Genomic DNA, 24,250 nt, shown 5'->3' on the forward strand with positions numbered 1-24,250 from the left:
TTGCCGGCGAACGACCCTCGAGACCGCAGCCGTCTTGAGAGGCTTTCAGCGCCAGGCCGGCGCCGACCGAAACCCCGGCGGCGCCAGTGTGGCTTGCTCAAGCACAGGCACCCCAGCGGTGGCGAGGGCGCTTGCTGCCGCTGGCTTCCCGCGCCCCCAGGGCACCGCAGCGCCTTTTCACGCAGGATCGAGGGCCGCTGCAGCTCCCTGGCGCAGCGGCAGCAGGCACCCTCGTCCGCCTTTACTTGTCACTCGCTCCGACCCTCGCCTGAACAGTCTGGCGCCTCCCCAACCGTGCAAGAAACCGCGAAACGCCTTGGCCCAAGGCAGCCGGCAAATATTGTGGCAAAAGATTTCATCATTTCTTGATTCTGCACCCGGCTTGCGGCAAGTTGCGCGCTTCTCACCACAAGGAACCGCCCATGTCCGGCTCAATGGCCCAGGCGTTCGCGCACAACTTTCTCGGCCAGTCCCCGCGCTGGTACAAGGCAAGCATCCTTGCCTTCCTGCTGCTCAATCCCCTGCTGTTCTATACCGTCAGCCCGGCGGCGGCCGGCTGGTGCCTGGTGATCGAGTTCATCTTCACCCTGGCCATGGCCCTCAAATGCTACCCGCTGATGCCCGGCGGCCTGCTGCTGGTGCAGGCCATGCTGCTGGGCATGGCCACCCCCGAGGCACTGTATGAGGAGCTGGTGCACAACTTCCCGGTGATCCTGCTGCTGATGTTCATGGTCGCCGGCATTTATTTCATGAAGGAGTTGCTGCTGTTCCTGTTTTCCCGGCTGTTGCTCGGGGTGCGCTCCAAGGCGCTGCTGGGGCTGCTGTTCTGCTTTCTTTCGGCCTTTCTCTCGGCCTTCCTCGATGCCTTGACCGTCACTGCGGTGATCATCAGCGCCGCCGTGGGCTTCTATTCGGTGTATCACCGGGTGGCGTCCGGCAATGACCCGCGCCAGGACAGCGCCTACGGCGATGACCAGCAACTGGCCACCCTGCACCACGATGACCTGGAGCAGTTTCGTGCCTTCCTGCGCAGCCTGCTGATGCACGGCGCCGTAGGCACCGCCCTGGGAGGGGTGTGCACCCTGGTGGGCGAGCCGCAGAATCTGTTGATCGGCCATGAGATGGGCTGGCACTTCGCCGAATTCTTCAGCAAGGTGGCACCGGTTTCCCTGCCCGTGCTGGCGGCCGGCCTGGTGACCTGCGTGCTGCTGGAGAAGCTGCGCTGGTTCGGCTATGGCACCTTGCTGCCAGACAATGTGCGCCGGGTGCTGGCCAACTATGCCGCTGAAGACGACGCCCAGCGCACCTCGCGCCAACGGGCGGCACTGCTGGTCCAGGGCCTGGCGGCGTTGATCCTGATCGTCGGCCTGGCCCTGCACGTGGCGGAAGTCGGGTTGATCGGCCTGCTGGTGATCGTGCTGATCACCGCCTTCACCGGGATCACCGATGAGCACCGCCTGGGCAATGCGTTCAAGGACGCCATGCCCTTCACCGCACTGCTGGTGGTGTTCTTCGCCGTGGTCGCGGTGATTCACCAGCAGCAACTGTTCACCCCGCTGATCCAGTGGGTGCTGGCGCTGCCGGCGGACCAGCAACCGGGCATGCTGTTCATTGCCAACGGGCTGCTGTCGGCCATCAGTGACAACGTGTTCGTCGCCACCATCTACATCACCGAGGTCAAGCAGGCCTTTGTCACCGGGCAGATGAGCCGTGAGCACTTCGAGACCCTAGCCATCGCCATCAACACCGGCACCAACCTGCCCAGCGTGGCCACGCCCAACGGCCAGGCGGCGTTCCTGTTCCTGCTGACCTCGGCGATTGCGCCGCTGGTACGCCTGTCCTACGGTCGGATGGTGTGGATGGCCCTGCCCTACACCGTGGTGATGGGGCTGCTGGGCTGGTACGCGGTGAGCTACTGGCTGTAGGGGCATCCTGCGCGGGCCCGAGGCCGGCAATCGGCGGCCGCGGCATGAAGGACCGGAGGCCGTGGCCTGGCGCTATGCCAGGCTGCGCCCCTCAACGCCGGAGGAGGTAGCGCTCGATCGCTTCGGCGGCGCCGTCTTCCAGGTTGCTGCCGGTGACCAGGTCGGCCTGGCGCTTGACCTGTTCCTCCGCCTGGCCCATGGCAATCGACAGGCCGGCACGCTGGAACATCGCCGTGTCGTTGCCACCATCTCCCAGCGCCGCAGTGCGCTCCAGCGGCACACCCAGGTGCTCGGCCAAGGTGGCCAGGGCCTGGCCCTTGTCCGCTTGCAGGGCGGTGACATCGAGGAACCTGGGCTGCGAGCGCGAAGCCTGGGCTTGCCCGGCGGTGGTTGCATGCAGGCGCGCCTCCAGCTCCACCAGCAGCCGATGGTCGCTGCTGGCGGCCACGATCTTGTCGATGCGCGGCAGGTACTCCTCGAAACTGTCCACCACTTTGGGGGCGTACCCCAGTACATGGCGCTCCAGGGGCATCAGGGCACCCTCGAGGTTGCGCAGCAGCCATTGGTTGTCGGCAAAGACCCAGGTTTCGATCTGCGGGCAGGGCTCGAACAGCAGCAAGGCGCTCACCGCCGCTGCCACCGGAACAGTGTGGCGCACCAGGAAGCTGCCATCGGGGTTGACGATGCTGCCGCCATTGAACCCGGCGGTGGGCAGGTCCACGCCCAGGGCTTCGATCTGCTGCTGCATGGCCCGGGGCGGGCGCCCGCTGGCCAGGCTGAAAGCCACCCCGGCGTCGCGCAGGGCACGCACCGCATCGAGGGTTCGGGGGCTCAAACTGTGGTCCGGACGCAGCAGCGTGCCGTCCATGTCACTGAGCAGCAACTCGATGGGCCGTGCCGTCATGCCGCTCATCCCAGGGGGCGCCAGACGCGAGCATCCCGGGCCAGCAGTTCGTCACCGGCGGCCGGGCCATCGGTGCCGGCCGGGTAGTTCTGCAGCGCCCCGTCCTGCTTCCAGGCATCGAGGAAGGGCTGCACCGCGCGCCAGCCGTTCTCGATGTTGTCCGCCCGCTGGAACAGCGTCTGGTCGCCGATCAGGCAGTCGTAGATCAGGGTTTCGTAACCGGTGGACGGCTGCATCTCGAAGAAGTCCCGGTAGGCGAAACCCAGCTCGATATTGGCCATGTCCAGGCTCGGGCCGGGTTTTTTCGCCAGCAGGTCGAACCACATGCCCTCGTTGGGCTGGATCTGGATCCGCAGGTAGGTCGGCGACAGGCGCTCGACCTCGGTGTCGCGAAACTGCGCATAGGGCGCCGGCTTGAAGCAGATGACGATCTCGGTGTCGCGCACGCTCATGCGCTTGCCGGTGCGCAGGTAGAACGGCACCCCGACCCAGCGCCAGTTGTCGATCATCACCTTCAGCGCAACGTAGGTTTCAGTGTGGCTGTCGGGCGCCACGTTGGCTTCCTCGCGGTATCCCGCCAGGGCCTTGCCGGCCACCTCGCCGGCGCTGTACTGGCCACGTACCGAATTGGCCCGGGCCTCCTCGGCGGACCAGGGACGGATCGCTCCCACCACCTTGGCCTTCTCGCCCCGTACCGCATCGGCACCGAAGGCTGCGGGCGGCTCCATGGCCACCATCGCCAGCAACTGGAACAGGTGATTGGGCACCATGTCGCGCAGGGCGCCGGTATGTTCATAAAAGCTGCCACGGGTTTCCACCCCGACGGTTTCCGCCGCGGTGATCTGCACGTGGTCGATGTAATGGTTGTTCCAGAAGGCCTCGAACAGGCTGTTGGAAAAACGGCTGACCAGGATGTTCTGGACGGTTTCCTTGCCCAGGTAATGGTCGATGCGGTAGATCTGCTTCTCGCTCATGACCTTGAGCAGGCAGGCATTGAGGGCCTCTGCGGTCTGCAAGTCGGAGCCGAAGGGCTTCTCGATCACCACCCGGCGAAACGCCTGTGGCCCCTCCTCCAGCAACCCCGAGGCGCCCAGGCGCTGCACCACTTCACTGAAGAAGCGCGGTGCAGTGGCCAGGTAGAACACCGCGTTGCCGGTGCCGCTGGCGGCAATCCGCGCCGCCAGCTCGGCATAGGTGGAATCGTCCAGGAAGTCGCCCTGGACATAGCTGATCCCGCGGGTCAGCCGGGCCCAGACTGCGGCATCCACAGCCGCCCCCTGGGCTTGCTTGTTGAGCACTTCATCGCGAAGGAAGTCTTCCAGCAAGGTGGCGAACTCAGCGTCGCTCACCGCATTGTGGTCAACGCCGACAATTCGCAGTCCCTCATCCAGCAAGCCGTCACGGCTCAGGTTGTACAGCGCCGGCATCAACAGGCGCTTGACCAGATCACCGCGGGCGCCGAACAGGAACAGCGTGGTCGGCGGCGCCGGCAACGCCTTGGACTTCTTTCGCGTAGAGGTCATTTTTTCCCGGTCTCCACGTGGCCGCCAAAGCCGAAGCGCATGGCCGACAGTACCTTGTCGCCGTAGGTGCCCTGCCCGCGCGAACGGTAGCGCGAGAACAGCGAGTTGGACAGCACCGGCACCGGCACCGCCTGCTCCATGGCGGCCTCGATGGTCCAGCGACCTTCGCCGCTGTCAGCCACCGAACCGGAGAAGCCGTCGAGTTTCGGGTCGCTGGCCAGGGCGTCGGCGGTCAGGTCCAGCAGCCAGGAGGAAACCACGCTGCCACGACGCCAGACTTCGGCGATATCGCCGACATTGAGATCGAAACGCTGGTCTTCCGGGAGGTTTTCCGAGGATTTGGTCTTGAGGATGTCGAAGCCCTCGGCGAAGGCCTGCATCATCCCGTACTCGATGCCGTTGTGGATCATCTTGACGAAGTGCCCGGAGCCGGCAGGCCCCGCATGGATGTAGCCACGCTCGGCGCGGTCGTCGGCAGATACCCGGTCCTTGGTCCGCGGAATCGAACCCAAACCCGGGGCCAGGGCGCTGAACAGCGGGTCAAGGCGCAGCACTTCGTCGGCATCGCCGCCGATCATCATGCAATAGCCGCGCTCCAGGCCCCAGACGCCGCCGGAGGTGCCGACGTCAATGTACTTCAGGCCCTTGTGCGCCAGGTCCCGGGCGCGACGGATATCGTCCTTGTAGTAGGTGTTGCCGCCGTCGATGATCACATCCCCGGGGGCCAGCAACTGGCTCAGGGCCTCGATGGTCGCTTCGGTAGGCTCGCCGGCGGGCAGCATGACCCAGACCGCACGCGGCTGTTCCAGGCCCGCCACCAGGGCCGGCAGGTCGGCGACGCCCTTGGCGCCTTCAGCGGCCAGGGCGCTGACAAAATCGGTATTGCGGTCAAAGACTACGGTTTCGTGCCCATTGAGCATCAGGCGCCGTGCAATGTTGCCGCCCATGCGGCCCAGTCCAATAATCCCCAGTTGCATGTGCTGATGCTCCTACTGCAAAAAATTCAGATCAAAAATGTATAGCCCAATGGGCCGGGTGCAAACTTCGAGGGGCGCAACTATACAAGGCAAAAAGCTCCAAGACAGCGCAATCTTTAGGCACGACAGCAGTTTTTTGCCGCTCCCTGCGGGTCATGCGGGCTGTCCGGGCCGCACCTGCCGCAGCCGATCGCCGGGGTTTAATCAAGGATTAGTCTCAACACCGGCGGCGAAGTTTCGCAAAAACTCGGTGGATAACGACACAAAGTGCCTGCAAGGCACAGCGACCACCCAAAATAAAAAAGTTCCCTTTGCGCAAAAAAGAAATAAAATTGCCACCGATAGTGCTTTGCGCAAGGGAATGCGGACCACGAAGCATAGTTGAGACACGCCATTTGCGAGGTGAGCAATGGGCACAGTACTACCGGCAAGACCCGCACAAACCCTGTACGTCACCATCCGTCGTGATGAACTGCGTCAACTCAAAGATGAACGCGATCAGTTGCAACAGGAGTTGGCACAGCTGCGCCTGCTGCTGAAGCAGGGTCCATCCGTAGCACCGCTGCACCTTCCCTCCGCGAGCTGAACCTCGCCCCGAACGCAGGCGCGCCCTGCGTTCGCTGCATATTCAAACGCCCTTCTGCCGCACTGTGGCCCGCTGATCCTCGGCCTGGCCCGGTGTTATTGCAGCGGCCGACAAAAAACCAACATCGCCCTGACGATCTTTTCACATTTGCCTGTCGATACTCCCGGCCATTGTGGCCGTCTTGTTACAGAGGACGGCCTTCATTCGCGACGCTGAACCGGCGCGCAATGATCACGGATTCCTGGGGAGCACCGAATGGCATTGTTCAAACGCAGTAGCAGCGCTGCGAAAGGTTTTGACTGGATGGGCCTGCTCTGGCTGTTCCTGTTCTTCTGGTACTTCTCCGGCATCACCCAACTGCTGATCCAGCTGACCGACACCTCCGGCTTCAGCGGATTCCGCCAGGCGTTCTTCATGAGTGGCGTGTGGCTGGCGCCGATGCTGCTGTTCCCCTCGCGCACCAAAGTCATGGCCGCAGTGATCGGCGTGGTGCTCTGGGCCTGCTCCATGGCCAGCCTGGGCTACTTCTTCGTCTACCAGCAGGAGTTCTCGCAAAGCGTCATCTTCATCATGTTCGAGTCCAACCCCTCGGAGGCCGTTGAGTACCTGACCCAGTACTTTGCCTGGTGGATGGTCCTGGCTTTCGTCGCCCATACCGCCTTCGCGATCTTCCTCTGGACCCGCCTGCGCCCGGTCTACCTGCCTCGCGGCCAGGCCATGGTGGCGGCTGCGGCGATCCTCGTGGCGATTGTCGGCTACCCGCTGGTCAAGCAGATCTCCCGCACCGATAACCTGGCCGAAGGCCTGGAGAAGTTCGAAACCCGTATCGAGCCTGCGGTGCCCTGGCAGATGGTGGTGGCCTACCGGCGTTACCGTGAACAGCTGGACGGCATGCAAGGCATGCTCGACAGCGTCAGCAAGATCCCGCCCCTGAGCAACCTCAAGGACAGCATGGCCAATCAGCCGGCGACCCTGGTGCTGGTGATCGGTGAGTCCACCAACCGCCAGCGCATGAGCCTCTACGGCTACCCGCGCCAGACCACGCCCGAGCTGGACAAGCTCAAGGACCAGCTCGCGGTGTTCAACAACGTGATCACCCCGCGCCCCTACACCATCGAGGCGCTGCAGCAGGTACTGACCTTCGCCGACGAGGAAAACCCCGACCTGTACCTCAAGTCGCCGTCCCTGGTCAGCATGATGAAACAGGCCGGCTACAAGACCTTCTGGATCACCAACCAGCAGACCATGACCAAGCGCAACACCATGCTCACCACCTTTTCCGAACAGGCCGACGAGCAGGTGTACCTGAACAACAACCGCAACCAGAACGCCCGCCAGTACGACGGCGACGTGCTCGAGCCTTTCGCCAAGGCCCTGGCCGACAACGCGCCGCGCAAACTCATCGTGGTCCACTTGCTGGGCACCCACATGAGCTACCAGTACCGCTACCCGCCGACCTTCGACAAGTTCACCGACCGACAGGGCGTGCCGGCCGGGGTGCGCGACGATCAGGTGCCGACCTACAACAGCTACGACAATGCAGTGCTGTACAACGACTTTGTGGTCTCCAGCCTGATCAAGGACTACGCCAAGACCGACCCCAACGGTTTCCTGCTGTACCTGTCCGACCACGGCGAGGATGTCTTCGACTCTGCGGGTCATGACACCCTGGGACGCAACGAAGGCAAGCCGACGGCGCCGATGTACACCATTCCGTTCATGGCCTGGGCCTCGCCGAAATGGCGCCAGACCCATGACTGGAGCTTCGCCTCCGACCTCAACCGGCCCTACAGCAGCTCCCAGCTGATCCACACCTGGGCCGACCTGGCCGGCTTGAGCTTCGATGAGTGGGACCCCAGCCGCAGCCTGGTCAACGCCAGCTTCAAGGCGCGCCCCCTGCTGATTGGCGACCCCTACGCACGCCAGAGCAAGCCACTGATCGACTTCAGTCTGATGAAGCCCACGACGCCGGTGGAGACCAAGGTGGTCCAGCAGTAATCCTCACCCTCGGGGGCCGCAATGGCCCCCGAATCGTTCTGCCCCAGGCCGCCTTACCCTCCGCCCTTCACCGCCCCTCGAATGCCCACGGCTGATGTGCCAAGGGCGCTTGCTCCTGCGCGGTAGCACTACCCGCCAATGCCTGCCTGCGCGCACTGGCCACAACCTGCCTTCCGGCTTTAGCACCTCAGCCCCTGGGACGCCGAGCGCCCGCGCCACCGCTGACCTGTGGCGCCGTCGCCCAGCGGATCGGCCTGCCGCCCTGCCCGTTATTTCACCTCGCGGTCCTCCATCCGGCCCAGGCCACACCTGGTGTCGACACATGATGTCAAGAATGTAATCGGCGCTTCAGGCTCGCGTTAACCCTGACTTAATACACTTAGGTTTAACTTCTCCCGTTACTTCTTGTGCAGGGATGAAACAAGTACCGAACACTCTTAAAGCAGGAAACACAGCATGAAACTTTCAACTCTGGTAGTTAGCGGTCTGATTCTCGTCGGTTCCAGTGCGGCCTTCGCCGAGGGCGGCGCGGAAAACATGCAGCGCTTCTATGAAAACTTCCAGGTGAGCCAGCAACAACTTCACGGCAATAAAAACGACAATACAGCCAAGACCGAGCAGCAGAAACCGGCTCCCCGCTATTCCACGTCGGACACCAAGCAACAACAGCCCGATGCCTGACAGCGAATTCCAGTAATACCCACTCTGGACAATGTGCTCCTTTGCCAGAGATGGATGTTTGGCGCCCTTGTGGCGCCTTTTTTATGCCCCGATACAAAGGTTTCTTTCACCTTGGTGACCTGGACATTACAACTTTGTCATTCAGCACTTTCACTGTTTGAGCTCGATTAGTATCCCCGCGCGCCACCCTCCTTAGCGGAAGCCAGCACCTCAGCAACCGCGCCTTACCGGTCATCGGACAGACCGCTTAATCGGTTGAATTACCAGGGTTAATTTATTGACCCTGTAGCTACTTCAGGCTTCATTCTTCATCCATTCGATAACCTCCGAACAATTCAAGAGGATCTAGCAATGCGCATTCTGGTGGTTGAAGACGAACCGAAGACAGCGGACTACCTGCATCAGGGACTGACTGAAAGTGGTTATGTGGTGGATCGCGCGAACAATGGTGTCGACGGCCTGCACTTGATTCAGCAACAACCCTATGAACTGGTGATCCTGGATATAAACCTGCCCGGCAAAGATGGTTGGCAGGTATTGGAACATATGCGCGGGCAATACCCGGCGCGAGTCATGATGCTCACCGCCCGCGGGCGCCTGGAAGACAAGGTCAAGGGACTGGACATGGGCGCCGATGATTATCTGGTCAAGCCCTTTCAATTCCCCGAGTTGCTGGCCCGGGTCCGCACCTTGATGCGTCGCAGTGAAGTCATTGCCCAGCCGGAAGTCCTGCAAGTTGCCGACCTGCAACTTGATCCCCGCCGTCATCGAGCCTATCGCGGCACTCGGCGAATTGACCTGACCACCAAGGAGTTCACCCTGTTACAGGTATTGATGCGCCATTCGGGGGAGGTGCTGACCCGTACCCAGATCATTTCCCTGGTCTGGGACATGAACTTCGATTGCGACACCAACGTGGTGGAAGTGTCCATCAGCCGCCTGCGGGGCAAGATCGATGACAGCAGCGAGGTCAAGCTGATCCACACCTTGCGGGGTGTCGGTTATGTGCTGGAAGTGCGCCCATGAATCCGCGCCCCGGCCCCGTCGACAACAGCCTGTCCATGCGCCTGGGGCTGACTGTCAGCCTGATGGGCGCGGCGTTGGTCCTGCTGCTGGCGACCCTGGCCTACCTGGCCCTGAACCACGAACTGGACAACCTGGCGCGCAAGGGCCTGGACAGCAAGCTGGAGCAGATCCGCCACAGCCTCACCAGTGACATCCAGAGCAGTGACCTGCCCACCCGCCCCCATTCGCTGCTGGACCTGGTGATGGGCCACGACAACCTGCAACTGAGCATCCTCGGCAGCGACCCGCAGGCGGCCCCTTTGCTGAGCGTCGGAGGCATCGCCCAGCAGCCCCTGCCCAGGGCGCTGGGCAGCACGGCCGGCGACGGCTACCTCGACTGGAGCGACAATCGCGGCAATCCGCTGCTCAGTGCCACGCGCAAGATGAAGCTGCGCAACGGCGAGCAGGTGCAAGTGGTGCTGAGCCTGGATCGCGGCAATGACCAGGCGCTGCTCCAGGCCTACCTGCGCTCCACGGTGATCGCCCTGCCGCTATTGCTGTTGCTGATAGGCGTCGGTGCCTGGTGGCTGGTGCAGCGCGGGCTGTTACCGCTGCAGCAGTTCACCCGGGTCGCGGCGAAAGTCACCACCCAGGACCTGACCCACCGCCTGAACCTGGACAAGCTGCCCCGGGAGCTGGCCGAGCTGGGCCAGGGCATCAATGTCATGCTGCAGCGCCTGGACGGTGGCGTGCAGCGCCTGTCGCAGTTTTCCGATGACCTGGCCCATGAACTGCGTTCGCCCATCAGCAACCTGATGGGCAAGGCCCAGGTGACCTTGTCCCGGGAACGCCCGCCGGAGGAATACAAGGCCGTGCTGGAGGCCAGCATCGAGGAGCTGGAGCGGGTCACGCGGATCGTCGCCGACATGCTGTTCCTGGCCCAGGTCAGCCAGCCGGCGACCCAGGCGCGCTTTGCCCGGGTGTCCCTGGGCGAGGAAGCGCGCCGGGTCATGGACCTGTTCGCCCTTAGCGCCGAAGACAAGCAACTGAGCGTCGACCTGAATGGCGATGCCTGGGTCCTGGGTGATCGGCTGATGATCCAGCGGGCGATGTCCAACCTGCTGTCCAATGCCATCCGCCACAGCCCGCCCCAGAGCCGGATCAGCCTGCGGGTCGAACAGCAGTTGCACAGCGTCAGCCTGGTCGTGGCCAACCCCGGGCCGGGCATTGCCGCCTGCCACCTGCCCCATCTGTTCGAACGTTTCTACCGGGTCGACAGCAGCCGCACTCGCGCCGAAGGCGGCACCGGGCTGGGCCTGGCGATCGTGCGCTCGATCATGAACCTGCACCAGGGGCAAACCGAGGTCAGCAGCGTCCCGGACAGCCTGACCGAGTTCCGCCTGCTGTTCCCCAAGCTCGATCCTACCCAGCACGACACCTAGGGCCCTAGAGCAGCCAGGCGCCCAGCGCCGCCCCCAGGCACACCAGCATCCAGGGCGGCACCCGCCCACTGCACAGCAGCCCGAGGGCCAGGGTCGCGCCCGCCAGCTCCCCGGGGCCGGTGATGCTGTGGGTCCACAGGGGCTGATACAAGGCGGCTGCCAACAACCCCACCACTGCGGCATTGACCCCGGCCAGCGCCGCCTGGACGCTGTGGCGCTGCCGCAAGGCCTGCCAGAACGGCATGACCCCGATCACCAGCAGCAGCCCCGGCAGGAAAATCGCCAGCAGACAGACCAGCGCCCCGGTCCAGCCGTCACTGCTCGCGCCAAGAAAGGCGGCGACGCTGAACAAGGGGCCCGGCACCGCCTGGGCACTGGCATAACCGGCCAGAAACAGCGGGCTGCTGACCCAACCCGGCTCCACCACCTGGGCCTGCAGCAACGGCAGCACCACATGACCGCCACCGAACACCAGGGCGCCCACCCGGTAGAACCCGTCGAACAGGCCCAGCAGGCGATTCGGCCAAATAGCCGCGAGCCCCGGCAGGACCAGCAGCAACAGCAGCGCCAAGCCCAGGCACATGGCACCCAGGCGGCGACTGGATGCCGCGGGCTGCTGCTGGAGCGATACGTCCAGCACGGGGCTGATCCACAGCCGGCCCAACAGCGCGGCCAGCAGCATCACCAGCAACTGCCCGCCCAGGCCCGGCCAGCGCCCCACCAGAAACATCGCCAGCAGCGCGATGGCAATCCGCAAGGGACCGCGGCACAGGCTGCGGGCCATTCCCCACAGGGCTTGCGCCACCACCGCCACGGTCACCAGCAGCAGCCCCTTGAGCACGCCCGGTGGAACACCGGCCCCCACGCCCAGGGCCAGCAAGGTCAGGGCCAGGGCCGAAGGCAGGGTAAAGCCGGCCCAGGCGCACAGGGCGCCCGGCACCCCGGCGCGGGACAGGCCCAGGGCAATGCCGACCTGGCTGCTGGCCGGCCCCGGCAGGAACTGGCACAGCGCGACCAGCTCGGCATACGCTGCCTCCCCCAGCCAGCGTCGGCGCAAGACGAACTCCTGGCGAAAATATCCCAGGTGCGCCACCGGCCCGCCGAACGACGTCAAGCCCAGGCGCAGGAACACCAGGAACACCTGCCAGGGCGAGTCCGTGTGGCTGCCCTGGTCATGCGCCGGGGGCCTGACGTCGGTCATTACAAGGCTTTGCTCCAGAACAGCATGCGGCCGTGGGCAGGATCGAGCATGGCGCTGGCAAATCCGCTGGCCTGGTAGGCGGCCTGGGCCGAGGCATTGCCCTCCAGCACCTCCAGGGTGATCTTGCAGCAACCGCGCTGGCGGGCGATGTCCTCGACCTTCTGCAGCATCCGCTTGCTCAGGCCCTGGCCGCGAAAACCGTCCAGCACCACCACGTCATGGACATTCACCAGGGGCCGGCAGGCAAAGGTGGAAAACCCCTCGAAGCAGTTCACCAGCCCCACCGGCTGGCCACCGGCAAAGGCCAGCACGCTGAAGGCCTGGGGCCGCTTGGCCAGTTCCGCCGGCAACTGCTGGAGCTGGTCCGGTGCCAGGGACTGGCCACCGCCCATGGGATCTTCGGCATAGTGATTGAGCAGCACGCCTATGGCTTCGGCATGCACCGGGTTGCTGTAGCTGGCTTGCAGCACCACGACATCGGCAACGTCCATGTTCATCCTCGATCAACGGGTTGAAAGTGAGCCTCAGGGCTCAGGCAGCCTCGATTGTAGGCTGGGGCATTTGACCAAACGAAGATTTTTCACCTGTTTGCGGCAGAAAAACCCTAAGCAATGACCAGGCGCACCTGCAGCAGGAATGGCTTCCCTCCTTCAAGCTCGCGGCGCCGCGCCAAAGCGCTGCCGTTGCATTTCCTGCAGGCGGCTGAGGGTGCGACGGAACGCAAACTCCAGGTAGCCCTCGGTATATAGCCGAGTCATCGGCACTTCGGCCTCCAGGTAGAGCGGCACCTTGCGGTCGTAGCATTCGTCCACCAGGGCAATGAAACGCCGCACGGCATCGTCATGGATCGACAGTTGCGGCAATTGGCGATCCCCGGCCGCCACCCGCTGGGCACCGTCCTCGGTGCCCCGGGCAATCCGCCCCGGACGTGGCTGGGCACTGAGGTTGGGCACCTCGCTGAGAAGAATGGCCTGGAAACGGTCACACAAGGCCATGAAGTCCATGGCCGAGAACGGCTGCTCGCACAGATCGGCAAAACGGCACCAGATCACTGTCTCGGCGGCCTTGACCACGGTCACCGGGCGATAGCCGATCAACAGCGGCTCGCCGGACACCGGCTGCCCGGCACTGAGCTGGGCGAACAGCGGTTCCAGCGCGCTGGGCTGGCCCGCGACGCCGACCCAATAGCGCTGCGTTGCCGCCCCCGGGTGCAGGCGGTGATCCTGTTCGCCATCCACCGCCACCACCGCCATGTGCTGGCGGATGGCGCTGATCGCCGGCAGGAAGCGCTCACGGTTGAAGCCTTCGGCATAGAGCTGCTCGGGCGGCTGGTTGGAGGTACAGACCATGACCACGCCCTGCTCGAACATCACCTGGAACAGACGCCCGAGAATGATCGCGTCACCGATGTCATTGACGAACAATTCGTCGAAGCACAGCACCCGCACCTCCTCGCTCAACTCGCGGGCCAGGGCCTGCAAAGGGTCGGGGGTGCCGGTCAACTGGAAGGACCGCTGGTGCACCCAGCCCATGAAGTGATGGAAGTGCTGACGGCGCGCCGGGACCCTGAGGCTCTGGTAGAACTGATCCATGAGCCAGGTCTTGCCACGCCCCACCGAACCCCACAGGTACACCCCCTGCACCGGCCCACGCCCCTGGTGCAGCGCTTGATGACAGTGTTGCAGGGCCTGCACCGCCCGCGCCTGTGCGGCATCGGCGACGAAGCCGTCGTGCTCCAGGGCATGCTGATAGGCGCTCAAGGGTGAGTCGAATGGCATGGGGCTCTGGCCTCCTGGCAAAGGGTCACAGTATGCCAGGGCTGAGAGCGGCAAGATCCAGGCTTGAGGCTTGCAGCGCGAAACTCAGGAGTGCCCGGCCGAGATATCCAGGCGTTCGATCTTGCCTTGGGGGTCCAGGCGGAAGGTGTAGCGCAGGGCCTGGGGGCTGCCGGGGAAATCACCGGAAATCAGGTTGTCCAGCAGCACTTTGCCGGTGCGCTGCTGCACGCCGAGAATCTCCAGCCGCGGGCGGTAGCGACGCCCGGTGTCATCCATCCAGCGGGCGATTTCCTCGGGGCCTACGCGGTGTTCGCGCTCATCGAAGACTTGCGCCCGGGCAGCGAAGATCGACGCCGCCCGGGAGCTGTCTCCGGCATTGGTGGCCGCCACATAGGCAATGATGGCTGGGGCCAGCGAAGGGTCGATACCTGACATGACCAAGGTTCCTTTTGAGTGAAGGTGCAGGTAATGCTAAGACGCCTCCACGTCATTTCCTGTCAGGAGTGAAGCGGCTGTTTTCATCCCCTTGCAGGCGCTTGCGCCAGGTCCGCAGCCAGTCGCTGCGCCGCCCCGGGTAGACCTCGCCCAGCTCCTGGGCCGCGGCCACGCGGTCGGTGCGAAAGGTCCGGTAATCCTCGCGCAGTTCGCACCAGGCGACGATCACCCGGGCCTCGTTGAGAAAGCCCAGGGCCAGGGGCCAGATCAGCCGCTGGCTGGGGGTCTGGTTGACGTCGGCGTAGTCGATCAGCAGCTTGCCCTGGTGACGGATGGCCTGGCGAAACACGTTCAGCGACACCGGGTTGTCGGGAAAGCCATAGCCCGCCGGCCCGGGCAGCAAGGTCGGGTTGCGCAACGCATCCTGGGCCGCCGGGGCCAGTACCGCGGCGATCTTGGCCATGGCATCGGCGGCGGCCTTGCTCAGCTCCTCATCGCCGCGCTGATCGACGTAGCGCAACCCCAGGACCACCGCTTCGGTTTCATCGGCATTGAGCATCAGCGGCGGCAGGAACAGCCCGCTGCGCAGTACATAGCCGATCCCGGCCTCGCCATAGATGGGCGCGCCCAGGGCGGTGAGCTCGGCAATGTCGCGGTACAGGGTGCGCTCGGAAACCTCCAGCTCCCGGGCCAGGTTGGCCGCGGTGACCGGGCGGCTCTTGCCGCGCAGCATCTGCAACAGGGTGAGTAGACGACTGGCTCGCGACACGTGGGGTGAACTCCCTGAAAAACACCGGCGCAGGATAGCAAAGCCTCCTGACAGAAACTGTCAGGAGGAACGTCTGCGTACCCTGTGTGGGTCCTCGGTCACAGGAAGCCTGGCGGGCCACCGGCAATCCGCCCCGCCGAGCGGGCTAGCGCGGGTGTTGCATCCGCCCAGCCCCCCGGCATCGGAGCGCGAGCACTGCCAGCGTCAGCCGGTCAGACATCGACCTTGTGCCGCGCGGCGTAGAGGCAAAGCATCTCCATGGCCAGGGTCGCGCCCGCCAGGGAGGTGATCTCGGCGTGGTCGTAGGCTGGCGCCACTTCCACCAGGTCCATGCCCACCAGGTTGATCCCCCGCAGGCCGCCGAGGATCTCCAGCGCCTGGGTGGTGCTCAGGCCGCCACATACCGGGGTTCCGGTGCCGGGGGCGAACGCCGGGTCCAGGCAGTCGATGTCGAACGTCAGGTACACCGGGTGATCGCCCACCCGCTCGCGAATCGCCGCGACAATCGCCTCGCAGCCGCGTCGGTGCACCTGGCGCGCATCCAGTACCTGGAAGCCCTGGTGGTCATCATTGGTGGTGCGCAGGCCGATCTGCACCGAGCGCGCCGGGTCCACCAGCCCTTCCCTGGCGGCGTGCCAGAACATGGTGCCGTGGTCGATGCGCTGGCCCTCTTCATCCGGCCAGGTGTCGCTGTGGGCGTCGAAGTGGATCAGCGCCAGCGGGCCGTGGCGACGGTGGTGGGCCTTGAGCAGCGGGTAGCTGATGAAGTGGTCGCCACCGAACGTCAGCATCGCGCAGCCGGCGTCGAGGATCTGCCGGGCATGGGCCTCGATGCTGTCCGGCACCGACTGCGGGGTGCCATGGTCGAAGGCGCAATCGCCGTAGTCGATCACCGCCAGATGATCGAAGGGGTCGAACGCCCAGGGCCAGTGGCGTTCCCAGGCGATGCCGGCGGATGCGGCGCGAATCCCCCGCGGCCCGAAGCGGGCGCCGGGACGGTTGGTGGTGGCGGTGTCGAACGGCACGCCGCTGACCACCAGGTCGACGCCCCGCAAGTCACGGCTGTAGCGCCGACGCATGAAGCTGGTGATGCCGGCATAGGTGGTTTCGGCGCGGGTGCCGTACAGGCTGTCGCGGGTCAGGGCCTGATCGTTGAGGTCGGCGATGTCCATGGGGGTTCCTCAGGGTTGGCGGCTACGGAAAGTGGTCCAGATACGGGTGCGCTGGCGCATGTCCTTGAGGCCCATGCTGCGGTCGGCGTAGAGCCGCGCCCGCACCAGGGGCCCGGGGTAGATGTCCGGGTCATTGCGGATCGCCGCGTCCACCAGGGGCGTGGCCGCCTGGTTGGCGTTGGCGAAGAACAGGCTGTTGGTCAGCGCCGCCACCGAGTCCGGGCGCAGCATGAACTCGACAAAGGCCCGGGCGGCCTGCGGGTGCGGCGCGTCCTTGGGTATGGCCAGGTTGTCCTGCCACACCAGGCTGCCGTCACGGGGAATGCGGTAGACGATCTGGTAGGCCTTGGCGGCCTTGCGCGCCTGGTCCGCGGCCATGCCGGCATCACCGTTGTAGGTCAGCGCCAGGCACACACTGCCGTTGGCCAGGTCATTGATCTGCCGCCCGGTGGCCACATAGCGCACGTTGGGTTGCAATTGCCGCAGCAGCGCCTCGGCCTGGGCCAGGTCGGCGCGATCGCTGCTGTAGGGGTCCTTGCCCAGGTAATGCAGGGCCAGGCCGATGACTTCCTGAGGCGAATCGAGAATGGCGATGCCGCAGTCCTTGAGGCGCTCGGCGTACTGCGGCTTGAACAGCAGGTCGAGGCTGTCCAGCGGTGCCTCGGGCAGACGCTGGCGCACCGCTTCCAGGTTCATCCCCAGGCCCAGGGTGCCCCAGGTGTAGGGCACGCCGTAGCGGTTGCCCGGGTCCACAGCGGCCAGTTTTGCCAGCAGGTCCGGGTCGAGATTGGCATAGCCCTTGAGCCCCTCGCGGGGTATTTCCTGCAGGGCCCCGGCCATCAACGCCCGGGCCAGTACGCTGGAGGACGGCACCACCACGTCATAACCGCTGCCACCGGTGAGCAGCTTGGTTTCCAGCACCTCCGGGGTGTCGAAGGTGTCGTAGCGCACGCGGATCCCGGTTTCCTCGGTGAAGCGTTGCAAGGTCTGCGGGGGGACGTAGTCGGCCCAGCTGTAGAGGTTGAGCAGCGGCTCCTCGGCCCGGACCAGCGAGGCCTGGGCCAGGAGCACAAGAGGAAGGAAGCGGCGAAGGAGCGAATGCATGGCAACCACCTGCGAGGAAGAAGTGGCTGCAGCTTGCCCGGCGCTATACATTACAAAAATACCAAGTTTGTTAACCTGAGATTGCGCCGGAGTAATGTTTGATGCTGGGTCAACTGCACGATCTGGACCTGCAACTGCTGCGCCTGTTCGTCAGCGTGGTGGAGTACGGCGGCTTCAGCGCCGCCCAGGGCGAACTGGGGCTGAGCCAGTCGAGCATCAGCCAGCAGATGGCGCGCCTGGAAACCCGCCTTGGCTACCGCCTGTGCAGCCGTGGCAAGGCCGGTTTCAAGCTGACGCCCAAGGGCGAGCAGTTGCTCAGTGCCTGCCGCAGCCTGTTCCAGTCCATTGAAGTGTTCCGTCACCAGTCCAACGGTGTGGCCGGACGCCTGATTGGCGAGGTGCGGGTGGGCTTGTCCGAAGCCCTGGACCGTTCAGTGCTGCAAAAGGTCGCCACGGCGATCCGGCACTTTCGCCAGCGCGATGAATCGGTGCGGATCGAATTGATGAGCGCCATGCCCGGCGAAATGGAGCGTCTGCTGTTGCAGCAGCGCCTGGACCTGGCCATCGGCTATTTTTCCCAGGTGCAGCGGGCCTTCGACTACCGCCGGCTGTTCAGCGAGACCCAGCAGCTGTACTGCGGGCTGGGTCACCCGCTGTTCGATGACCCAGCCCCGGATCTTGCAGCCTTGCACCGCGCCGACCGGGTGGACCACCCCTACCGCTTCCTGCGCGCCGACGAACCCTTCCAGGGCCAGCGCTGCTCGGCCCGGGCCGAACAGGTGGAGGGCACCCTGGCGTTCATCCTTTCCGCGCAACACATCGGCTACCTGCCCAGCCACTTCGCCGAACCCTGGGTCAAGGCCGGGCAGCTCAAGGCGCTGGGGGCGGCGCAGTTGAACTTCGAGGTGGACTTTCACCTGGCCCGCCACCGTGCCCAGGTGCCCGGCGACGCCCAGCAAGCCTTCGAGGAAGACCTGCTGCGGGCCTTCGCCTGAGGCCTCGCCCCTCAGTACGCCATGGACCAGCTCAGGGTGTAGGTGCGGCCGCGCCCCTGGTAGTCGTAGAGGTATTGCGGGCCGTAGGTCGGCGAGTAGAACAACTTGGCGCGCTGGCCCCAGACCGTGCTGTATTGCTTGTTCAGCAGGTTCTGGATGCCGCCGCTGAAGGTCCCGAAGCCCGTTTCCTGGCTGCCCAGCAGGTCGAAGGTGGTGTAGCCGTCAATGGTGTGATCGGCATCGTCCTTGAGGGTGAAGGCGTGGTTGCCTTGCAGGCGCGCGCTGCGGCTGTCGCCCTTCCAGCCGACAAAGGCGGTGGATTTGGACAGCGACGCGTAGCGGGCATCGCGCTTGATCCAGCCGCCGTTCGGGCCTTCCTCCTCGGAACGCACCAGGTGCAGGGTGCCACCGGCTTCCCAGCCACTCTGGAAGTGCCGGGTCAGGGCGCTTTCAAAGCCGTAGTCGCGGCTCTTCTGGTCTTTCACGTCGATGGTCAGGGTGGCGCTGTCGGTGGTGATCACCTTGTCCGACCAGATGTAGTACAGCGCCGCCTGGGCGTCCCAGTCGCTGTCCGAGAAGCGCCAGCCGGTTTCCACCTGGCGGCTCTTGATCCCCGCCAGGGGGTTGTCGTCGACGCTCAGGCCCGGCTTGCCGTAGAACTTGGCCGGGTCCGGCAGATCGAAGCCCTCGCCGTAGTTGACCCAGACCTGATGGCCGTTCTTGAAGTCGTAGATGCTGCCCAGGTTGAACAGGTTGACCTGGTAGTCGTTGCTGCCGCCGGGCACGTTCTTGAACTGGCCGACGTCGACGTCCATCTGCTGGCGCCGGTAACCGCCGGAGACCGTCAGGTTGTCAGTGGCGTGCCAGTCCAGCTGGGCGTAGCCGGAGACCCCGTCGACCCGGTAGCTGGGATAGCGCGGGGCCTTGCTCGCGGTCACCAGGTCGAGGCCGCCACTGCCCGAGGAGAGGCCCTGGTCGAAGGTGCTCTGCTCGGCATTGAAGCGCTCGCGGTCCAGGTCCACGCCATAGGTCAGCTTGAACGCGTCGAGTTCCTTGGCGAACAGTGCCTTGAGGCTGGTGACCTCGAAGTTCTGCTGCGAAGCGGCAAAGTACACGCCCTTGGATCCGACCGGCGAGCCGCTGTTGTAATAGGGGAACGGGAAGAAGTTGTCGTCTTCCTTGCGGTAGGACGCCTGCAGGTAGAAGTCCTGGCCCAGCACATCGCTGTGGTGATAGTTGGCGTTGAGCAGCAGGCGTTTGGTGCGCGGCTCCAGGTCGGTGGAATAGCCGCCCCGCAACTCGGCGTCATTCAGGTTGGACGGTGCCTTGTACTTGAGGTTGGGGAAATAGATCCCGGTGCTGCCGTGGTTGCCCGAGTCGTAGTACTGGGCCAGCAGGTCCAGGCTCTGCTCCTCGTTGAACTGCAGGGCCAGGCTGCCCATCAGGTCGAGGGTACGATTGTACTGCAGGTCGGTCTGGGTGTTGTCGATGAAGATCTGCTTGCCGGCACCGTCGTAGAAGGCTTCATTCTGCTCCCCCGCCACCGCCAGCCGGCCGCTGATGGCCTCGCTGCCGCCGCTCACCGACTGGGCGATGCGAGTGCTCAGGTCGTCGCTGTTGTTGAAGCCGCTGCTGGCGCCGAGCTGGGTTTCGAAACGCGCCGGCCCCGGCTCGCCCTTCTTGGTGACGATATTGATGATGCCGCCAGTGGCCCCGCCGCCGTAGATGGCGCTGGCCCCGGAAAGCACTTCCACCCGCTCGACGTTGAACGGCGAGAGGCTGTCGAACTGCCGGGACAGGCCCCGGGAGCTGTTCTGACTGACCCCGTCGATCATCACCAGCACGTTGCGCCCGCGCATGTTCTGGCCGTAGTTGGTGCGGCCCTCGGGGGCCAGGTCGAGGCCGGGCACCAGCTTGCCGATGGCCTCCTTGAGGCTGACCCCGGTTTCCAGCTGTTCGCGCAGCTGGCTCTGCTCCACCACCCACACCGTGCCGGGAATCTCGCTGATGGCGGTGCTGGTGCGCGACGCCACGGTGACCTGGGTCGGCTTGAGGTTGAGGCTGGCCGCCGGCGCAGCAGCGCGCCGCAGGATCACCGTGCGCCCATCACTGAAGGACCAGCTCATGCCACTGCCGGCCAGCAGGCTTTGCAGGGCCTGGGCCACGGTGAACTGGCCATTCAGCGCCGGCGACTGCTGGCCATCGACATCGCTGGTGGTGTACAGCAGGCGCAGGTTGGCCTGGTCGGCAAAGCGGGTCAGCGCCTGGTCCAGGGACTGGGCCGGCAGCGCCACGGACACCTGGCGCTCCTGGAGCGCACTGCCCTGGCGAGCGGAAGTCCCCTCCTCGGCCTGCACCAGGAGCGGCGCCAAGGCTCCGGCCAATACCGCCTGGGCCAATAATGTGCGGCGCACCACCTCGGTACCGCGTGCCACTGTCGACTGCTTGAACATAGCTTTCACGTGTTCTTTCCCGGCCAATTGAAATGACGTCAATGAGAATGATTGTCTTCTCAGTCTCACTACGACGATTGTCCGAGGCAGAACTTGCAGTGCCCTGCGCAAATAAATTGCCTTCAGTGCAACACCGCCAGGAACGGCAGGTAGGTGACCTTCAGCGGATAGCGCTGCTCCAGGGCATGCAGCGAGCCCTGGGGATCGCGCAAATCGAACACACCACTGATGGCCAGCGCCGCCAGTTGCGAGTCGGAAACCAGGATCCGCCCATGCTGGTACCGCTCCAGCTCGGCGATCACTTCACCCAGCGGACGTCCGTTGAAGATCAGCTTGCCGCGCTGCCAGGCGGTCTGGCTGGTGGCATCGACCTTTTGCTGGGCATACAGCGGCTGGCCGGCCTGGTAGTCCACGCGCTGGTCGGCCTGCAGCAGCAAGGGCGGATGGTCGCCGGTGAACTGCACCTGGCCATCGCGCACCACCACCGTCAGCCGGCTGCCGTCGCGGCGCACGCTGAAGGCACTGGCGGCGCTTTGCAGGCGCTGGTCCTCGGCCACCACCACAAAGGGCCGCCGGGCATCGGCCAGCGGTTCGAACAGCGCCTCGCCGCCGCGCAGGATCACCTTGCGCTCATGCTCGGAGTAGGCCACGGACACAGCACTGGCGCTGTTGAGGGTCACGGTCGAGCCATCGGCCAGGATCAGGGTGCGCTGCTGGCCGACGCCGGTGTGGTAATCGGCCATGAGCCCCGGCCATTGCTGCCAGCCGATGGCGGTGCCCAGGGCCAGCAGCACGCTGGCCGCCACGGCCGGCCACCAGCGCCGACGCTGGGGGGCTCGTTGCGCCGCCTGGTGCGCCACGGCGCTTGGGGTGTGCCCCAGGTCACCCCACAATTGCTCCGCCTCTTCGGCCGCCGCGGCGTGGGCCGGGCTGCGCTGGCGCCATTGCTGGAAGGCCATGCGCTGAGCCGCCGTGGCGTGGCCCGAGTGCAGCAGCACCAGCCAGTCGATGGCAGCGTCGTCGAGGTTCTCGGGGTGTTCGGGCAGGGTGTTGTCGGCGGCAGGCAAGGAGGCGTCACTCATGATGGACTTTCAGCCAGTCGCGGCAATGGCGCAGGGCCTGGCCGATGTATTTTGCCACCATGCTTTCGGAAACGCCCAGGCGCAATGCGATCTGCGCCTGGGTCAGGCCTTCCAGGCGATTGAGCAGCAAGGCCTGGCGGGCATTCTCCGAGAGTTGCGCCAGGGCCTCGTCGAGCACCGCCAGGCGCTCCTTGGCCAGCAGCACGGCCTCCGGTGCCGGTGCCGGTTCCACGGCTTCGGTGTGCTCCCCGGTGTCGCCGTGGCTGGCCGCCAGGCGCTGCTCGCGGCGCAGGGTGTCGATGGCCAGGTTGCCGGCCACGCGGAAGATGAAACGGCGGTCGTTGTGCACCTCGACGCTCTGCTGATCGACCTTGAGCAGCTTGAGGTAGGTTTCCTGGGCCACGTCGGCCGCCCGCTGGCGATCGCTCATGCGCCGGGTGAGAAACTTCAGCAGGTCGTCGTAGTGCTCTTGGAAACTGCGCAGCAGGCTGGGTGTCGGCAGCATCGAGGGGCGGTCCGCAAATCGGGGCCGGGGATTATTCCACAAAGGCAAATGAGAAACAGTATCTTTCGTATCCCTGCAAAGTAACGGGTTTTCGCCGATTTGCCCTTCAGGCTGCGGCGCCTTTCTGGCATCCTGCGCCTCCTTTTTTCCGACCGGGCTCGCAAGCTGTGGCCGATGCCCCGCTTTTGCGGCCCAAGTCCCGTCCACTTTCCGGCGTGTGCGCCCGTTGTCTGCACACGCCACTGGCAGGCCTTTTCCATGACCGCACCTGATCGCTCCCCGCCCCGCTACAAGTCCGACCTGATCTACGGTCTCAACGACCGCCCGCATTTCAGCGCGGCGATCTTCGCCGCCCTGCAGCACGTGCTGGCCAGTTTCGTCGGGATCATCAGCCCGACCCTGATCTTCGGCGGCGTGCTGGGCCTTGAAAGCGAACTGCCCTACCTGATCAGCATGGCGCTGTTCGTCTCGGGCCTGGGCACCTTTGTCCAGGCCCGGCGCCTGGGGCCGATCGGTTCCGGGCTGCTGTGCGTGCAGGGCACCAGCTTTTCCTTTATCAGCGTGCTGCTCAGCGCCGGGTTCATGGTCAAGGGCCGTGGCGGCAGCACTGAAGACATCCTCTCGACCATCTTCGGCATCTGCTTTGTCGCGGCTTTCATCGAGATGTTCCTCAGCCAGTTCATCGGCAAGCTGCGCAAGCTGATCACCCCGGTGGTCACCGGCACCATCATCACCCTGATGGGCCTGTCGCTGATCAAGGTGGCGGTCACCGACATGGCCGGCGGCTACGGCGCCAGCGACCTGGGGGCAGCGAGCAACCTGGGCCTGGCGGCGCTGGTACTGCTGACCATCGTGGTGCTCAACCGCTTCAACCACCCGATGCTGCGCCTGGGCTCCATCGTCATCGGCCTGACCCTGGGCTTCTTCGTCGCCTGGCTGCTGGGCCGGGTCGACCTGGCGGCGATGCCCGAGGTGCCCCTGGTCAGCGTGCCAGTGCCGTTCAAGTACGGTTTCTCCTTCGACCTGATCGCCTTCATTCCCCTGGCGGTGATCTTCCTGATCTCGCCCCTGGAAGCCGCCGGCGACCTGACCGCCAATTCGATGATTTCCCAGCAGCCGGTGAAAGGCCCGCTGTACATCAAGCGCATCAAGTCCGGGCTGCTGGCGGACGGCTTCAACTCGGCGGTGGCGGCGGTGTTCAACAGCCTGCCGATGGTGACCTTCGCCCAGAACAACGGGGTGATCCAGCTGACCGGCGTGGCCAGCCGCTACGTGGCCTACTTCATTGCCGGGCTGCTGGTGCTGCTGGGGCTGTTCCCGGTGATCGGCGCGGTGCTGCAACTGATGCCCAAGCCGGTGCTGGGCGGCGCCACCCTGATCATGTTCGGCACCGTGGCGGTGGCCGGGATCAAGATCCTCGCCGAAGCCGGGCTGCACCGACGCAACGTGCTGATCGTGGCCATCTCCTTAGGCATGGGCCTGGGGGTCGCGGCGGTGCCCGAGGTGCTGCGCGAGCTGCCCAAGGCCTTGCACAATATCTTCGAATCGCCGATCACCGTGGGGGCCTTCTGCGCGATCTTCCTCAACATCTTCCTGCCGGAAGAATTCCTCGAACTGGAAGAGGACGAGTTCGACCCGGAAGCCGCGACCCTGAAGGTCATGCAGGACCCGGACATGAGCGCCAAAGCGAACTCCTGAAGCCGTTCGGCGTCTAT

21 protein-coding genes are annotated in these 24,250 nt (G+C 64.9%); 8 read left to right on the top strand and 13 right to left on the bottom strand.

Annotation, left to right across the window (positions count from 1 at the left end):
• Positions 1–422 precede the first annotated feature (422 nt).
• Positions 423–1,925, top strand: coding sequence for a sodium/proton antiporter NhaB (gene nhaB / locus U873_RS0106295; protein ID WP_025127435.1), 1,503 nt, complete (start codon positions 423–425; stop codon positions 1,923–1,925).
• Between the two features lie 91 nt (positions 1,926–2,016).
• Here the strand turns inward: nhaB and U873_RS0106300 are convergent, their stop codons facing one another.
• Genes U873_RS0106300 through gnd form a run of 3 tightly spaced genes read right to left on the bottom strand, consistent with a single transcriptional unit; the run spans position 2,017 to position 5,329 of the window.
• Positions 2,017–2,838: a Cof-type HAD-IIB family hydrolase gene (locus U873_RS0106300; protein ID WP_025127436.1), complete on the bottom strand. Its 822-nt coding sequence runs from the start codon at positions 2,836–2,838 to the stop codon at positions 2,017–2,019.
• Positions 2,835–4,352, bottom strand: a complete 1,518-nt coding sequence (gene zwf / locus U873_RS0106305; RefSeq protein WP_025127437.1) for a glucose-6-phosphate dehydrogenase — start codon at positions 4,350–4,352, stop codon at positions 2,835–2,837. Before zwf ends, U873_RS0106300 begins: the two co-directional genes overlap by 4 nt.
• Complete coding sequence (gene gnd / locus U873_RS0106310) at positions 4,349–5,329, bottom strand: phosphogluconate dehydrogenase (NAD(+)-dependent, decarboxylating) (protein WP_025127438.1); 981 nt, start codon at positions 5,327–5,329, stop codon at positions 4,349–4,351. Before gnd ends, zwf begins: the two co-directional genes overlap by 4 nt.
• Positions 5,330–5,738: 409 nt before the next feature.
• On the opposite strand from gnd, the gene U873_RS36900 reads away from it, so the two are divergent.
• From U873_RS36900 to U873_RS0106335, 5 genes are all read left to right on the top strand, one after another.
• Positions 5,739–5,915, top strand: coding sequence for a DUF6026 family protein (locus U873_RS36900; protein WP_177330244.1), 177 nt, complete (start codon positions 5,739–5,741; stop codon positions 5,913–5,915).
• A 255-nt stretch (positions 5,916–6,170) separates the two neighbouring features.
• Positions 6,171–7,913, top strand: coding sequence for a phosphoethanolamine transferase CptA (locus U873_RS0106320; RefSeq protein WP_025127439.1), 1,743 nt, complete (start codon positions 6,171–6,173; stop codon positions 7,911–7,913).
• Positions 7,914–8,369: 456 nt separating this feature from the next.
• Complete coding sequence (locus U873_RS0106325; RefSeq protein WP_025127440.1) at positions 8,370–8,594, top strand: hypothetical protein; 225 nt, start codon at positions 8,370–8,372, stop codon at positions 8,592–8,594.
• 351 nt (positions 8,595–8,945) lie between these two features.
• Positions 8,946–9,620, top strand: coding sequence for a heavy metal response regulator transcription factor (locus U873_RS0106330; protein ID WP_025127441.1), 675 nt, complete (start codon positions 8,946–8,948; stop codon positions 9,618–9,620).
• Positions 9,617–11,041, top strand: a complete 1,425-nt coding sequence (locus tag U873_RS0106335; RefSeq protein ID WP_025127442.1) for a heavy metal sensor histidine kinase — start codon at positions 9,617–9,619, stop codon at positions 11,039–11,041. Before U873_RS0106330 ends, U873_RS0106335 begins: the two co-directional genes overlap by 4 nt.
• Positions 11,042–11,045: 4 nt before the next feature.
• Here U873_RS0106335 and chrA read toward each other — a convergent pair whose 3' ends face one another.
• From chrA to U873_RS0106370, 7 genes are all read right to left on the bottom strand, one after another.
• Complete coding sequence (chrA, locus tag U873_RS0106340; protein ID WP_025127443.1) at positions 11,046–12,242, bottom strand: chromate efflux transporter; 1,197 nt, start codon at positions 12,240–12,242, stop codon at positions 11,046–11,048.
• Positions 12,242–12,733, bottom strand: coding sequence for a GNAT family N-acetyltransferase (locus U873_RS0106345; RefSeq protein ID WP_025127444.1), 492 nt, complete (start codon positions 12,731–12,733; stop codon positions 12,242–12,244). The genes chrA and U873_RS0106345 overlap by 1 nt, the downstream gene beginning before the upstream one ends.
• A 159-nt stretch (positions 12,734–12,892) precedes the next feature.
• On the bottom strand, positions 12,893–14,020 hold the full coding sequence (gene zapE / locus U873_RS0106350) for a cell division protein ZapE (RefSeq protein WP_025127445.1): 1,128 nt from the start codon (positions 14,018–14,020) through the stop codon (positions 12,893–12,895).
• Positions 14,021–14,104: 84 nt separating this feature from the next.
• Positions 14,105–14,455, bottom strand: a complete 351-nt coding sequence (locus U873_RS0106355) for a ketosteroid isomerase (RefSeq protein WP_025127446.1) — start codon at positions 14,453–14,455, stop codon at positions 14,105–14,107.
• A gap of 52 nt (positions 14,456–14,507) precedes the next feature.
• Complete coding sequence (locus tag U873_RS0106360; RefSeq protein WP_025127447.1) at positions 14,508–15,224, bottom strand: YafY family protein; 717 nt, start codon at positions 15,222–15,224, stop codon at positions 14,508–14,510.
• Between the two features lie 212 nt (positions 15,225–15,436).
• Positions 15,437–16,396: an agmatinase gene (speB, locus tag U873_RS0106365; RefSeq protein ID WP_025127448.1), complete on the bottom strand. Its 960-nt coding sequence runs from the start codon at positions 16,394–16,396 to the stop codon at positions 15,437–15,439.
• Positions 16,397–16,405: 9 nt separating this feature from the next.
• Entirely contained in the window at positions 16,406–17,500 is a 1,095-nt protein-coding gene (locus U873_RS0106370) for a polyamine ABC transporter substrate-binding protein (protein WP_025127449.1), read from the bottom strand.
• 101 nt (positions 17,501–17,601) lie between these two features.
• On the opposite strand from U873_RS0106370, the gene U873_RS0106375 reads away from it, so the two are divergent.
• On the top strand, positions 17,602–18,495 hold the full coding sequence (locus tag U873_RS0106375; protein WP_025127450.1) for a LysR family transcriptional regulator: 894 nt from the start codon (positions 17,602–17,604) through the stop codon (positions 18,493–18,495).
• Positions 18,496–18,506: 11 nt separating this feature from the next.
• Here U873_RS0106375 and U873_RS0106380 read toward each other — a convergent pair whose 3' ends face one another.
• The 3 genes from U873_RS0106380 to U873_RS0106390 form a co-directional block, all read right to left on the bottom strand.
• Positions 18,507–20,948, bottom strand: coding sequence for a TonB-dependent receptor (locus U873_RS0106380; RefSeq protein ID WP_025127451.1), 2,442 nt, complete (start codon positions 20,946–20,948; stop codon positions 18,507–18,509).
• 122 nt (positions 20,949–21,070) lie between these two features.
• Positions 21,071–22,030 carry a FecR family protein gene (locus tag U873_RS0106385; RefSeq protein WP_051586061.1) on the bottom strand — a complete coding sequence of 320 codons (960 nt, stop codon included), beginning with the start codon at positions 22,028–22,030 and terminating at the stop codon, positions 21,071–21,073.
• On the bottom strand, positions 22,023–22,535 hold the full coding sequence (locus U873_RS0106390) for an RNA polymerase sigma factor (RefSeq protein WP_025127453.1): 513 nt from the start codon (positions 22,533–22,535) through the stop codon (positions 22,023–22,025). The genes U873_RS0106385 and U873_RS0106390 overlap by 8 nt, the downstream gene beginning before the upstream one ends.
• Positions 22,536–22,793: 258 nt before the next feature.
• Between U873_RS0106390 and U873_RS0106395 the strand changes: the two genes are divergently transcribed.
• Entirely contained in the window at positions 22,794–24,233 is a 1,440-nt protein-coding gene (locus U873_RS0106395) for a nucleobase:cation symporter-2 family protein (protein ID WP_025127454.1), read from the top strand.
• Positions 24,234–24,250: the final 17 nt, after the last annotated feature.

The sequence above is a fragment of the Pseudomonas sp. PH1b genome (assembly GCF_000633395.1).
In the GTDB taxonomy this organism is placed as follows: Bacteria; Pseudomonadota; Gammaproteobacteria; order Pseudomonadales; family Pseudomonadaceae; genus Aquipseudomonas.

Excerpts from the sequence above, each read along its gene's own strand:
- nhaB (WP_025127435.1), top strand. The coding sequence starts at position 423 with ATGTCCGGCTCAATGGCCCAGGCGTTCGCGCACAACTTTCTCGGCCAG.
- U873_RS0106300 (WP_025127436.1), bottom strand. The coding sequence starts at position 2,838 with ATGAGCGGCATGACGGCACGGCCCATCGAGTTGCTGCTCAGTGACATG.
- zwf (WP_025127437.1), bottom strand. The coding sequence starts at position 4,352 with ATGACCTCTACGCGAAAGAAGTCCAAGGCGTTGCCGGCGCCGCCGACC.
- gnd (WP_025127438.1), bottom strand. The coding sequence starts at position 5,329 with ATGCAACTGGGGATTATTGGACTGGGCCGCATGGGCGGCAACATTGCA.
- U873_RS36900 (WP_177330244.1), top strand. The coding sequence starts at position 5,739 with ATGGGCACAGTACTACCGGCAAGACCCGCACAAACCCTGTACGTCACC.
- U873_RS0106320 (WP_025127439.1), top strand. The coding sequence starts at position 6,171 with ATGGCATTGTTCAAACGCAGTAGCAGCGCTGCGAAAGGTTTTGACTGG.
- U873_RS0106325 (WP_025127440.1), top strand. The coding sequence starts at position 8,370 with ATGAAACTTTCAACTCTGGTAGTTAGCGGTCTGATTCTCGTCGGTTCC.
- U873_RS0106330 (WP_025127441.1), top strand. The coding sequence starts at position 8,946 with ATGCGCATTCTGGTGGTTGAAGACGAACCGAAGACAGCGGACTACCTG.
- U873_RS0106335 (WP_025127442.1), top strand. The coding sequence starts at position 9,617 with ATGAATCCGCGCCCCGGCCCCGTCGACAACAGCCTGTCCATGCGCCTG.
- chrA (WP_025127443.1), bottom strand. The coding sequence starts at position 12,242 with ATGACCGACGTCAGGCCCCCGGCGCATGACCAGGGCAGCCACACGGAC.
- U873_RS0106345 (WP_025127444.1), bottom strand. The coding sequence starts at position 12,733 with ATGGACGTTGCCGATGTCGTGGTGCTGCAAGCCAGCTACAGCAACCCG.
- zapE (WP_025127445.1), bottom strand. The coding sequence starts at position 14,020 with ATGCCATTCGACTCACCCTTGAGCGCCTATCAGCATGCCCTGGAGCAC.
- U873_RS0106355 (WP_025127446.1), bottom strand. The coding sequence starts at position 14,455 with ATGTCAGGTATCGACCCTTCGCTGGCCCCAGCCATCATTGCCTATGTG.
- speB (WP_025127448.1), bottom strand. The coding sequence starts at position 16,396 with ATGGACATCGCCGACCTCAACGATCAGGCCCTGACCCGCGACAGCCTG.
- U873_RS0106370 (WP_025127449.1), bottom strand. The coding sequence starts at position 17,500 with ATGCATTCGCTCCTTCGCCGCTTCCTTCCTCTTGTGCTCCTGGCCCAG.
- U873_RS0106375 (WP_025127450.1), top strand. The coding sequence starts at position 17,602 with ATGCTGGGTCAACTGCACGATCTGGACCTGCAACTGCTGCGCCTGTTC.
- U873_RS0106380 (WP_025127451.1), bottom strand. The coding sequence starts at position 20,948 with ATGTTCAAGCAGTCGACAGTGGCACGCGGTACCGAGGTGGTGCGCCGC.
- U873_RS0106385 (WP_051586061.1), bottom strand. The coding sequence starts at position 22,030 with ATGAGTGACGCCTCCTTGCCTGCCGCCGACAACACCCTGCCCGAACAC.
- U873_RS0106390 (WP_025127453.1), bottom strand. The coding sequence starts at position 22,535 with ATGCTGCCGACACCCAGCCTGCTGCGCAGTTTCCAAGAGCACTACGAC.
- U873_RS0106395 (WP_025127454.1), top strand. The coding sequence starts at position 22,794 with ATGACCGCACCTGATCGCTCCCCGCCCCGCTACAAGTCCGACCTGATC.